The 12,333-nt window shown below is 48.9% G+C and carries 13 protein-coding genes; 6 read left to right on the top strand and 7 right to left on the bottom strand.

Translation table 11 applies throughout. From position 1 onward, the window contains the following. Positions 1 to 125 precede the first annotated feature (125 nt). Positions 126 to 395: a hypothetical protein gene (locus Q0605_RS07800; protein ID WP_298705823.1), complete on the top strand. Its 270-nt coding sequence runs from the start codon at positions 126 to 128 to the stop codon at positions 393 to 395. Between the two features lie 125 nt (positions 396 to 520). Here Q0605_RS07800 and Q0605_RS07795 read toward each other — a convergent pair whose 3' ends face one another. The 7 genes from Q0605_RS07795 to Q0605_RS07765 form a co-directional block, all read right to left on the bottom strand. Next, on the bottom strand, positions 521 to 946 hold the full coding sequence (locus tag Q0605_RS07795; protein WP_298705820.1) for a TOBE domain-containing protein: 426 nt from the start codon (positions 944 to 946) through the stop codon (positions 521 to 523). Positions 947 to 1,418: 472 nt separating this feature from the next. Then, positions 1,419 to 1,775, bottom strand: coding sequence for a DUF488 family protein (locus Q0605_RS07790; RefSeq protein ID WP_298705817.1), 357 nt, complete (start codon positions 1,773 to 1,775; stop codon positions 1,419 to 1,421). Between the two features lie 19 nt (positions 1,776 to 1,794). Further along, entirely contained in the window at positions 1,795 to 3,141 is a 1,347-nt protein-coding gene (gene purF, locus Q0605_RS07785) for an amidophosphoribosyltransferase (RefSeq protein ID WP_298705814.1), read from the bottom strand. A gap of 11 nt (positions 3,142 to 3,152) precedes the next feature. Then, complete coding sequence (locus tag Q0605_RS07780; protein WP_298705812.1) at positions 3,153 to 3,503, bottom strand: HepT-like ribonuclease domain-containing protein; 351 nt, start codon at positions 3,501 to 3,503, stop codon at positions 3,153 to 3,155. Then, positions 3,496 to 3,813 (bottom strand): nucleotidyltransferase domain-containing protein, encoded by a 318-nt coding sequence (locus tag Q0605_RS07775; protein ID WP_298705809.1) that lies wholly within the window; start codon positions 3,811 to 3,813, stop codon positions 3,496 to 3,498. Before Q0605_RS07775 ends, Q0605_RS07780 begins: the two co-directional genes overlap by 8 nt. 29 nt (positions 3,814 to 3,842) lie before the next feature. Continuing rightward, positions 3,843 to 4,604 (bottom strand): 4-hydroxy-tetrahydrodipicolinate reductase, encoded by a 762-nt coding sequence (gene dapB / locus Q0605_RS07770; protein ID WP_298705806.1) that lies wholly within the window; start codon positions 4,602 to 4,604, stop codon positions 3,843 to 3,845. A gap of 50 nt (positions 4,605 to 4,654) precedes the next feature. After that, entirely contained in the window at positions 4,655 to 8,002 is a 3,348-nt protein-coding gene (locus Q0605_RS07765) for a DUF748 domain-containing protein (RefSeq protein WP_298705803.1), read from the bottom strand. A 65-nt stretch (positions 8,003 to 8,067) separates the two neighbouring features. Between Q0605_RS07765 and Q0605_RS07760 the strand changes: the two genes are divergently transcribed. The 5 genes from Q0605_RS07760 to mreB form a co-directional block, all read left to right on the top strand. After that, positions 8,068 to 9,201, top strand: a complete 1,134-nt coding sequence (locus Q0605_RS07760; protein WP_298705800.1) for an epoxyqueuosine reductase QueH — start codon at positions 8,068 to 8,070, stop codon at positions 9,199 to 9,201. 33 nt (positions 9,202 to 9,234) lie between these two features. Then, positions 9,235 to 9,684, top strand: coding sequence for a 3-hydroxyacyl-ACP dehydratase FabZ (gene fabZ / locus Q0605_RS07755; RefSeq protein WP_298705797.1), 450 nt, complete (start codon positions 9,235 to 9,237; stop codon positions 9,682 to 9,684). Further along, positions 9,684 to 10,472 (top strand): acyl-ACP--UDP-N-acetylglucosamine O-acyltransferase, encoded by a 789-nt coding sequence (gene lpxA, locus Q0605_RS07750; RefSeq protein ID WP_298705794.1) that lies wholly within the window; start codon positions 9,684 to 9,686, stop codon positions 10,470 to 10,472. The genes fabZ and lpxA overlap by 1 nt, the downstream gene beginning before the upstream one ends. Further along, positions 10,472 to 11,710 (top strand): ATP-dependent protease ATP-binding subunit ClpX, encoded by a 1,239-nt coding sequence (gene clpX, locus Q0605_RS07745; protein ID WP_177386944.1) that lies wholly within the window; start codon positions 10,472 to 10,474, stop codon positions 11,708 to 11,710. The genes lpxA and clpX overlap by 1 nt, the downstream gene beginning before the upstream one ends. Before the next feature lie 9 nt (positions 11,711 to 11,719). Next, the coding region (gene mreB, locus Q0605_RS07740) for a rod shape-determining protein MreB (protein ID WP_298705791.1) at positions 11,720 to 12,333 on the top strand (614 nt) is incomplete at its 3' end.

Below are 12,333 nucleotides of genomic sequence, written 5' to 3'. Positions count from 1 at the left end.
CGCTACCCGTGGCTACGAGCTGAAATTTTACAAGAGTGATTTTATTCGCGGAATCTACGCCTTTTAACGAGCCGATCGGTAAAAGCTCAAAAAACGCTCGGATTTAGGGCGAGGCGATCGGTTCGATGATCTGTTCGTGCTGCTATGATCTAGATCGGCTCACTCTTGATGTGGACATCTACGCGAGGATCGGTCGCTACTACGCAAAGCGGCGGCGTGTCACGAGTGCGCAAAATATGAAAACACATCGTTATAAGCGAGCGGGCAAGGCAAAGGCGGGTCTGCGTTTTAAGATATCCCCTATGTGTAGGTTTTCGCGTCGCATAGACGCAAAGCTCTACGCAAAACTCACGCCGTATAAAAGCCGAGGTAATACCGTCTATGGCGTGATTTGAGCTGCTATTAAATTTGATTTATCAAAAGAGGTTTTGAAGAAGGAGCAAAATTTATAAAATTTCGCTCCTTTATTTTGCGGTGTTCAAATTGCGTACATCGCTGCCGCACAACGCACAACGTTAGATTATTTCACGCCGACGATGATTTGAGTAGCTTTGATGATCGCAGTTACTTCGTCGCCGACTGCTAGCGCCAAATTTTTAACAGAGCTGTTTGTGACGATCGCGCTTAGATTCTCACCGCCTGCGGTTCTGACATCGATTTCAGCATTGATTGCGCCCTCTTTAACGGCGGTGATTTTGCCTTTTAGCTGGTTCGCAGCACTTAGACGAAGATCATTTTCTCCCTTTGAAATGATGACATTTGGGGCTTTGAATAAAAATACCGCCTCTTTGCCCGCTTTTGGATCTAGATCTTTTTCAGAATCGGTCGTGACGGTCGCTTTTAGCACGTCGCCGCCTCTGGTTTTAGCTGTGATTAGCGAATTTACCGCACCTGTTTTTACGTCGCTGATTACGACGTGAAGCTGATTTCTAGCACTTATTGCCATAGTTTCTCCTTGTAAAAAATTACGAGCAATGTTAGCGGCAAATCCTTAAATGAAATTTAAAAATGCTGCGTGTAAGAAATTAATTTGATTTGTTGCGAATTTATATTAAGCCCACTTTTTAAATTCCTAGCTTGCATTATTAAAAGTAGCGTTAAAAAATAGATGAAATTCTAAATTTGCATATATTAAATCGAGTTATTTTCCTTGAAATTTTATTTGCTTTTTATAAAATTCTGCGTTTTTTAGAGCTCTGACGCAAAATTTAGCGTTTGTTTTGCGCATCTGCGAAGCGTACATCCGGATGAAAATTTATCTCAAATCGCGCCTGATAAGGCTTTAAGACCGCTCCGCTCACGCCTGTTCGCTGAATTTTGCGCCTTGCACATCGGTTTTTACGAGTGGATTTTGGCGATCGAGGCGGTTTTACATTTGCTTTAAAATATGGCGAGCAGTGCGCTTTGAGCGCAAAATTTTAGCGCACCTTGCTTTGCAGAAAATCACGCAGAATCATCGCGTGGTTGCAGTGCTCGTCCTTTGCAGCGTATAGCAACGTGACGACCGGCTCGTTTTTAACCTTTTTCAAAAATTCAGCTACGGCGGGATTTTGCTCAAGTTCGGCTAGGTAAAGCTCCTTAAAATGGGCGAAATTCTCAGGCTTATGCGCGAAAAGCTTGCGTATTTCGGTGCTAGGCGTTATGTCTTTTGCCCACATATCAAGCTCCAGCGCGTCTTTTTTTATGCCGCGCGGCCAAAGTCTGTCGCAAAGCACGCGAAATCCATCCTCTTCCTCTGCGCTCTCATAGACGCGCTTAATCTTAAATTCTGTCATAGTTTGCTCCTTAAATTTGCTAATCTTTGATGAAATAATCGCCGTCAAAGCTTACGAGCGAGTACTTGCGCTCGCCCCCAAGCGCCTCTACGAGCTCCGGTACGCTAAGAAACGTGAGGCTGTCGGCGTCTATAAATTTGCAAATCTCATCCGTGCTCATATTCGCGGCGATCAGCTCGCGCACGCTCGGCGTGTCGATACCGTAGCGCTCGGGATACTTTAGCTCGGGGCTTGCGATGCACATATGTACGCGCGCCGCGCCCGCATGGCGCAGAAGTTCGACGATCTTTTTGCTCGTAGTGCCGCGCACGATGCTATCGTCCACGACGACGACGCTTTTGCCGTGTAGCGCCGCGCCGATTGGGTTTAGCTTGAGTTTGACCTTTAAATTTCGCACCTCTTGCGTCGGCTCGATGAAGGTGCGACCGATGTAGTGGTTGCGCACGATCGCCATCTCGAAGGGCAGCTTGCTCTCTTGTGCGAAACCCAGCGCCGCCGGTACGCCGCTATCGGGCACGGGCACGACGAAATCGGCCTTTAGCTCTTTGCATTTTCGCGCGAGCGCAGCGCCCAGCTTTTTTCTGACCTCATATACGTTTTTGCCCTCTACGGCGCTGTCTGGGCGCGCAAAGTAGATGTATTCAAACGCGCAAATTCTAGCCTCCGCAGCTTTTAAAATTTGAACCGAGCTGAACTCATCCTTGCCTTCTTCGAAGATCACCATCTCGCCGGGTTTTACGTCGCGGACGAACTCGGCTCCTACGAGATCAAACGCGCAAGTCTCGCTCGCGACGATGTAGCCGCCGTCTTTGAGCCTACCGATGCTGAGCGGACGCACGCCGTAGCGATCGCGCACGGCAAACATCTTCGAGCGGCTCAGGATCAGAAGCGAATACGCACCCACGCACTGATTCAGAGCTTCGACGATGCGATCTTTTAGATGCTCCTGCCTGCTGCGCGCGATGAGGTGCAGGATATTTTCGGTATCCATGTTGGATTGAAAGATCGCCCCTTCGCTTACGAGCTTGTGGCGGATTTCGTCTTTATTGATCAAATTTCCGTTATGAACGATAGAGATCTCCCCAAGAGCATAATTGCCCGCAACGGGCTGCGCGTCCTTTAGGCTGTCTGCGCCCGCGGTGCCGTAGCGGTTGTGACCGATCGCGATGTTGCCCTTTAAAATTTCAAAGCTTGCTGGGCTAAAAACCTCCGTCACGAGCCCCGTGGCTTTGATAGTTTTGATATGATGGTTGAAGCTCGAGCTGATGCCGCTTGCCTCCTGGCCGCGGTGCTGCATGGCAAAAAGCCCGTAATACGCGGTCTTAGCCGCACCTTCGGAATTTATGACTCCCACGATTGCACACATTTTCTAACCTCTTAAATTTTATTTTTTAGAAATTTATCTATATTCTGTTTTATATTCGGCAGGTAGTCGCTAATTACGCTTTGAACGATGGCTAAATTTAATCCTTCGTAATCGTGCGCCGAAGCGTTTCTGATCCCGCGAAATCCTGCTACATCGCTTGGTGCGAATATACTTAGAATTTCTATATCGCCGCTATCTTGAATTTTTTGCAGTTGCTCGTTGCAAGAGATTAGATGCATTATTACCCGGTCGCGAAGTTCGTCAGCAAGCGCTTTTTCAACACCGATTTTGCAGATTTGTTGTATCGCATCTATCTTTTTGCAGATCAACTCAAGCCTTTGCAAATTCCTCTTATTATACATAGATAGCTCCTTTAAGTAGCTTTAGCTTCTTTTCATCGCTCATCGATGCAGTATCGCATATATCTACCGAAATTTTAAATTTATTAGCGATGCGCCCTCTTAGTTCATCTAAATATATAAACGTTCGCATACCGCCGCCAAGACGAGCTATTGTTTGCTCGCTACTTTCGATAGTTACGTCGATATCCGAGGCGATATTCGCTCCGCCTGTGGCGTAGCTACCAAATAGTCCGACTTTGTAAATCCCAAAGCTTTCAAGCTCGGGCTTTAGCTCGCGCAAAAAATTTAAAATTTTATCTTTGGTTGGCATTTTTTCCTCTTAAATTTAGCCGCAAAGGCCTAGATTCCTAAGCAGTCGTCTATGCCGTAAAGCCCGCTATTTTGGGGCGCTAGCCAAACTGCGGCCTTTATCGCGCCTCTGGCAAAGGTCGCGCGCGAAGTTGCCGTATGATTTAGTTCGATAAATTCGCCATCTCCGTAAAATCCCACGGTGTGGCGCCCGACTATATCGCCTCCGCGCAGCGACATCACGGCGATCTCGTCCTTACCGCGCTCGCCGATGAGCCCGTCGCGACCGCTTACGCGCACGTCTTTTAAGCTTAACCCTCGCGCGCTTGCGGCACTCCCAGCAAGGCTCATTGCCGTGCCGCTCGGGGCGTCTTTTTTGTGGCGGTGGTGCATCTCTAAAATTTCGCAGTCAAAATCGCGCAGGCTCCTGCTGGCAAGCGCTACGAGTTTGTTTAGCACTGCGACGCCCAGGCTCATATTCGTAGCGTGCAGCACGGGCATTTTTGCGCCGCATTCTCGCAGTAGCCGCTCGCCCTCCTCGCCCAAAGCCGTCGTGCCGATGCAAAGCGGCTTTGGGTGCGAAAGCGCAAATTTCATTAAGCTTATCGCGCCGTCTCGGATCGTGAAGTCTATCACGACGTCGCAGCCGCTAAAAAGTTCGTCGTAGCTGCGGCTTGCGGCGCAGCTTGGCGTATAATCAAGCGGTGCGATCGTGTAGATCACGCTTGCTCGCGCCTGATCGAAATTTTTCAGGCATTCGTAGATCATCGTGCCCATTCTGCCGCTTCCGCCGTGAATTCCTATATTTATCATCGCCGTTCCTTTAAATTTAGTCCGCTTAGTATAGCTAAATTTTGCTTACGCTAATTTTCAAGACCCAGGTTTAGCGGGATAAAGCTGTTTTGTTTAAGCTCCGCTTCGCTCGGTTTTTTGATCTCTATACGAGAGGCGCTTACGCCGCGCTGCACGAGTGCTGATTGCACGGCGGCCGCCCTAGCAAGGGCTAACTCATCAAGACGGGAGCGGGTAAATTTCTGCGCCCCTATCAGCTCCTCCATCGCCTCATCGCCGCCGGATTTGATACCGTATTTGATCTTAAGCGCCGCTATGGCTTCATCCGTAGAGAGCCCCTGCTTATTAGACATCAGCGTGAGGGCATTTTGCAGCGAGCGCCTTTTAAACTCGTGAGTATCGAGCTTTTCGTTATACGCAGAGTTTAGGATGATCTTAAGTTCGGGTTTGGCTTTTGCGACCTTGGCCAAATCATCTATTTTAGAGCTTTCGCTGATTAAAATTTCACTGCTCGCCGCCTCAAAATCGATGCTTTCGAGCTTTTTCGTATCTACGCCCGCGATCTTTCCCATAAATCTAAACGGGCTTAACACGATGTCAGAGAGCAGCTTTTTGATCGCGCCCCAAACGAGCGCGCCGTAGCTAAATTTCGGATCGCTCAGCGTGCCGCTTAGAGGCAGGCTAAGATCGATCTGATCGTCGCTGTCCTTTAGGATCGATACCACTAGACCGATCGGAAGGCTCAGCGCATCCTTGCTCTGCACCTCTTTGCCGAGCTCGAAGCGGTCTAAATTTAGATCATTGCTTGCGTTTAGCTTGCCATCGTCGATTTTGTAGGCAAGTTTTAAATTTAACTTACCACCCGCGATTTCATTGCCGATATATTTGGCGGTATAGGGCGATGCGGGCACAAGCGGAATCTCCTTTAAAACGACGTTTATATCGCTTTTGCGTTTAAAATCCAGAAGGTAGGCGCGCGCCGTGATGCTCGCTAGCCCGCTTCCGCTTACGAGCGAGCTAAGCTTGATATCCGCAGCTCGCTTCGGGCTGATCTCGCTGATGCTTGCTTTCATATCGCTGATGCGCAGTTTAAAGGGCGCCGCTAGGCTCTCGTCGGTGAAATTTAAACTTCCGCCGCTAAGCGAGATATTTTTTACGCTCCAGGCAAAGTTTGCCTTGCTTTTCGCGGGTCTGCTAGGCGCAGCTTCGGCGGGCTTTGCGGCCTGTTTTGCCTGCGCGGCGGGCTTTATCAGCGAGAGCAAATTTAAACGCCTGTCTTTATTTAGCGAGATATTTGCCGCGGGTGAGCCAAGAGCGATCTTGTTTAGCGTGAGAGAGCTTGGGCTCAGCGCGATTTGCGCGACATTCAGCGATGCAAGCGAGAAAATTTTATCCCTGCCCGAGCTTAGCGCCAAGCCCTTGCCGGATAGCTTCGCTTCGAGCGAGAAGGCGTTTGAAAGCTTCAGCTGCCCTTGCATAGCGAGCTCGCCTGCGATGGAGCCCGTGATAAATTCCGCGGCATATTTGTTAAAGACGCTCAAGTTCGGCGCATTTAGGCTGAAGTTCACGCCCATGTTAAGCGGCGCGATGCTAGCCTTGCCGTCCGCGCTAGCGGTGATTTCGCCCGTGATAAGGCTTGCTTTGATGCCGAAAGGCTCGGCGAAATTTGAGCTTAGCCCGCTTAGCGTGGCGCTGAAATCCTTGATCTCGTGCACGTTGTTTTTAACGATAAAGCTCTCGCTGATCTTAGCCTTTGCGCCCGTTACGGAGACCTCGCCGATCTTAAATTTTAAAGCGGGGCTTTTGGCAGGCTTTTTAGAATCCGAATTTGCGCCGCTTGCCGTAGAGTTTGCATCGCCCGCGCTCGCCGTTTTTTTAAAGCTCGCGTGATTTTTAGAAATCGCGCTTAAAATCGCCAGATCGTTTATGCTTTTGGCGCCGTTAACGCCTACTTCCGAGTTGAAAAACGGCTCGTTTAGCAAAATTTTATCCACGCCCAGATCGAGATCCGCGATGTTAAATTTCACCCCTTGCACGCCGAAGCTTTCAAATCCGCTAAAAATTCCGTTTTTGTTTGCGATTTTGGAGTTTGAAATTTTAGCAAACTCCAGGCTTACGCCGTTTTGCGTGCCCTCTTTGTCGTAGCTAAATGCGCCCAGCTCGGTTGTGGCGACTGAAATTTTATCGCTGCGCGCTAGCGTAATCTGCGTATCCGCGATATTAAAGGCGCCAAAACCCGTATGAAGGGCCGTATCGTTACCTTCGGCGTTAAATTTCAAGAAATTTTCCGTGATTCTAGTATCGTTTGAGACGACCGAAATTTGCGGGTTTGCAAAGCTTGAGCGGTTTAGATCTACGCTTTTTACGGCGGAGTTTAGCCGCAAGTTCGCACCCGTTTTATTAAAATCCAGCACGAAATCCGCGACCCGCGCCCCCTCAAAGCCCGTGGAAATTTTAGTTTCGTTCATATTGTATTTTGCGTCCGAAACTAGAACTTTCGGAATCATCACTTTGCCTGAAATTTCATTCGAAACGTCCGTATTTAGCTCAAAGCTCGGGATTTTTAGCGAGTCTAGCGAAATTAAATTTTGATCTTGCAAAATTTCTAGGCTTTGCAGCTCGAGCTTTGAGTTTTCAAGCGCAAATTTTATATTTTCATCAAGGCTCAATCGGTAATTCAGCTCGGCGGAAAGAAAGCCGTTCTTAAGTCGCACGACGCTAGGATCGAAGTATGATAGCCAAAACGGATCGATTTTCAGCCGTTTAAGATCTATTTTGCCGTGCAAGCGCAGAGGCGCCAGATCGATGGCTCCATCGAAGCTCAGCGAGTCGTATGTGCGCGAAACCGCGCTTAGATCGTGCTCGCCGATCGTTTCGTCCTTTAAGCTTAAGCCGTTGATCTCATAATTTAGCTCGGTCGAGATGAGAGAAAACGGCCTTTTCAGGGAGTTATCGACGTAGCCCAGAGAGCCGCGCTCGATCTTAAAATTATTCAGCGTGACATTGAAACTCGAGTTTTCATCCTTGCTTTCGCTCTTTTGCTCCGAAAGTAACGGCTCGAAATTAAAGGTGCCGTTTTGCTCGCGCTCGACGTGGAATTTAGGCGATTTTAGGTGCAAAATTTCTACCGCGAGAGTCTTTTTAAAAAGCTTTGAAAAACCGATTTTTAAATTTATCTCATCCGCGCTAAACAGCGGCTTAAAGGTGCTAAGCTCTGGCTTGGTGACGTTTAGCTCGTAGGTAAAGGGGTTAAATTTAGCGTCCTGCACGCTAAAGCTTGCCCTGCCTTCTAAAATTTTAGGCAGCGCCTTTTCGATAAAAAGTGGCACGCCGAAAAAGCCCGCAAGCACGTAAAATAGCGCAAATCCACTTACGCCGAAGGCAAACTTACGCCAGTGTTTTATAAAAAAATTTTTCATTTTTCCGCTCATTAATTTTGATAGCGTAAAATTATATCCAAAAATTTCGTGCAAAGGGTTAAAATTTGCTGGTTCACATCTGCTGCTCGGTCGATTGCGATTATTTTTTGCGTCGCTTAAAAGAGCTCACGCAAGAGCCGCTAATAGGCTATTTTTACGATCCAAACATACATCCTTACGGCGAATACGTTCTTAGAATGCACGACGCAAAGCGGGTTTGCGAGAATTTGGGGATTAAATTTATCCCGGGCGAGTATGATTTTCAGGGCTGGCTGCAGGGTGCGCGCGGGCTTGAAAGCGAGCCTGAAAAAGGCGCGCGCTGCGAGTTTTGCTTTGATTTTCGCATGCAAAAAACGGCCGAGCTCGCGCTAAGCCTAGGCGAGCGCAAAATCACTACGACGCTTCTTATGAGTCCCAAAAAATCGCACTCTCAACTTTGCGCCTCGCTACAGCGTATCTGCGAGCGCTGCGGACTGGAGTTTATCGCGCCCGATTTTCGCAAAAACGGCGGCACGAACGAGCAGTTTGCGCTCGCGAAAAAAGACGCGCTCTATCATCAAAACTACTGCGGCTGCATCTATGCACTTACAGCACAGCGAAATGATCAGCGAAAGACCGAGCGGGATTTTGGCGGAATTTTGACGGTGGATTTGAGGCGAAATTTAGCCTGCGATGCCGAAATTTACGACCTAATGTCGTCTATCGATCGGCAAATTTTGCCCGCTTCGGTAGAGGAGAAATTGAAATTTTATAAAAAGCTTCGCTCGCTCGAAAAAAATGGAGTGAAATTTAGCGTGCTTCGCGATCGATTTTTAAACTACCGCCTGCTGCGCGCATGGATTAAATTTGACGGCGAGGTCGTGCCTTCGTTTGTGCTATTTGGCTCGCATTTTATGCGCGAAAACGTAAAGCTTAGCGTGGAGCGGGAGTGTGAAATTTTTTGCAGCGATAAGGGGGAGATTAAAATTTTAAACTTGGCGAAATTTAACGAAATTTCAAGATCAAATTTTAAAAGCGTATCTGAGATGCTAAAAAATCCGCCGAGTCTTGCGCGTCAAAATAAAGCTCGCGCCGCTCTGTGCGCTGCGGGCTCGCTCTCGCCGATCATCGTCACGGACGAGATAAGAGCCGCCAAAGTTCAAATTTACGGGCTCTCGCGCATATTTTTAGATGTTAGGGAAATTTTAGTAAGAATTTGATAAAATTGCAAGATTTTTAAATAAAGGCAGATAATGATAGACATAAACGAAATTCTCTCCATCCTACCTCATCGTTTTCCGTTTTTGCTGATAGATCGCGTCGAAGAGCTCAACATAGGCGAAAGTATCAAGGCCTATAAAAACGTAACCTACAACGAGCAGATCTTTCAGGGTCACTTTCCGGGGCATCCGATCTATCCGGGCGTAATGATCATCGAGGGCTTAGCGCAGGCAGGCGGCGTGCTGGCGTTTAAGAGCATGGAGAAAGACGGCGTCGATCTAAGCGACAAAGTCGTGTATTTTATGAGTATCGATAACGCTAAATTTAGAAACCCGGTCCGCCCCGGCGACAAGCTTGAGTATCGCATCAGCGTAATCAAACACCGCGGACGCATCTGGGTGCTAAAGGGCGAAGCCTACATCAACGACGGCGCCACGCTGGCCGCGCAGGCTGAACTTCAAGCGATGATAATGGATAAATGATGGCTAAAGTTCACCACACGGCGATCATCGAGGACGGCGCGCAGATCGGAGCCGAGGTTGTGATCGAGCCGTATGCTTTCATAAGCGCGCAGGCTAAAATCGGTGAGGGCTGCACGATCAAACAGGGCGCGCGCATCATCGGCGATACGCAAATCGGCGAGGGCTCTAAAATTTTTTCATACGCGATCGTGGGCGAAATTCCGCAGGATATGAGCTTTAAAGATGGCGAGCGCACGGGGCTAGTCATCGGCAAAAACGCTACGATTCACGAGTTTTGCACGATTAGCTCGGGCTCGCATAAGGGCGACGGATTTACGCGCATCGGCGATAATCTCTTTATGATGGCGTATTGCCACATCGCGCACGATTGCGTGCTGGGCAGCAACATAATCCTAGCAAACAACGCTACGCTCGCAGGCCACGTCGTAATGGGCGATTATGCCGTTATCGGCGGGCTTACCCCCGTGCATCAGTTCGTCCAAATTGGCGAGAGCTGCATGATTGCAGGGGCTAGCGCGCTTAGTCAGGACGTAGTGCCGTTTTGCCTAGCCGAGGGAAATCGCGCCTATATTCGCGGGCTAAATTTAACGGGCATCCGCCGCCGCTTCGATAAAGAGACGGTCGAGACGATAAATCGGGCGTATAAATTTTTATTCAACCAAGGCGGGGGCTTAAAGGAGCAGGCACAAATTTTATTAAACGAAACGAGCGATCAAAACGTGCGCAAGATGTGCGAGTTTATAATCAACACAAAACGCGGAATTCCGCTAGATAAAGGTAAAATTTAATGGCAAATAAGTGCAGTTTTTGCGGTGAGACGGGCGCGGACGGGCGTCGTATCTATCCTAACGACGACGGTACGGCGGCTATCTGCAGCTATTGTATCGATATGGCATATGCCGCTATCCACGGCAGCGAGGGCCAAAATGAGGCGATACAAAATCAAAATAAAGAGATCGATTTCGAGGCTATCAAGCCAAAGGCGCTGATGGAGGTACTAAACCGCTACGTCATCGGCCAGGAGCGCGCTAAGAAAATTTTTAGCGTCGGCGTTTACAACCACTATAAAAGAATTTTCAGGCAGACCGACGCGAAGGGCGACGATACCGAAATTTCAAAATCAAATATCTTGCTTATCGGGCCTACCGGCAGCGGTAAGACGCTTATGGCGCAGACCTTGGCGAAATTTTTGGACGTGCCGATCGCCATTAGCGACGCTACGAGCCTAACGGAAGCGGGCTACGTCGGCGAGGACGTAGAAAATATCCTCACCCGCCTTTTGCAGGCCGCGGATGGCGACGTAGAAAAGGCGCAGCGCGGTATCGTATTCGTAGACGAGATCGATAAGATCGCGCGAATGAGCGAAAATCGCAGCATCACGCGCGACGTAAGCGGCGAAGGTGTGCAGCAAGCGCTGCTTAAGATCATCGAAGGAAGCGTCGTAAATATCCCTCCAAAGGGCGGCCGCAAGCACCCAAATCAGGACTTCATCCAGATTGATACGACAAATATTTTGTTCGTCTGCGGCGGTGCGTTCGACGGGCTAAACGAGATCATCAACCGCCGCATCGGGCAGAACGTGTTAGGGTTTAACCAAACCAAGCGCAGTAAAAAAGAGAGTTTAAATTTACTAAACATGGTCGAGGCCGACGATCTGGTGCATTACGGCATAATCCCCGAGCTCATCGGGCGATTGCACGTAGTGGCTACGCTAAATGAGATCGACGAAAAGGCAATGGTTAGAATTTTAACCGAGCCGAAAAACGCGATCTTAAAGCAATATCAAAAGCTCTTTGCGATAGACGGCGCAAATTTAAAATTTGACGACGACGCGCTAAGGGAGGTCGCGAGCCTTGCGATCAAGCGCAAAACCGGTGCGCGCGGACTTCGCAGCATAATCGAGGAGATCATGATCGATATTATGTTTGATCTGCCTGAGCTTAAAGGCTATGATGTCATCATCTCGAAAGAGGTCGTAGACGGCGTCTCCAAGCCGATACTTGTAAAACAAAATTTAACTGCATAAAGGGGATAAATGTTACTTGATTCGATTCTAGGATTATTTTCTAGGGATATGGGTATTGATCTAGGCACGGCAAACACGCTTGTGCTGCTAAAAGATAAAGGCATCATCATCAACGAACCGAGCGTCGTAGCGGTGCAAAACGAACGCTACGGCAAGCAAAGGATCATCGCCGTGGGCGCCGAAGCCAAAGAGATGCTAGGACGCACTCCGGGCGACATCGAAGCGGTGCGCCCGATGAAGGACGGCGTTATCGCGGATTTTGATATGACGGAGAAGATGATTAGGTATTTCATCGAAAAGACCCACAAACGCCGCTTTTTTGTAAGCCCGCGTATCATCATCTCGGTACCTTACGGGCTAACTCAGGTCGAGCGCAAAGCTGTGCGAGAAAGCGCGATGATAGCGGGCGCACGCGAGGTTTATCTAATCGAAGAGCCGATGGCTGCGGCGATCGGTGCGGGTTTGCCGGTCAATGAAGCGCGCGGCTCGTTGGTCGTAGATATCGGCGGCGGTACCACCGAAATCGGCGTTATCTCTTTAGGTGGTATCATCAGTGCCAAATCCGTCCGAGTCGCGGGCGATAAGATCGACGCAAGCATCGTTAACTACGTCAAAGAAAAATA

It is taken from the genome of uncultured Campylobacter sp., from assembly GCF_938017705.1.
GTDB lineage: Bacteria > Campylobacterota > Campylobacteria > Campylobacterales > Campylobacteraceae > Campylobacter_B.
The sequence above is the reverse complement of the archived record's forward strand: the minus strand, read 5'-3'. Positions and strand labels throughout refer to the sequence as shown.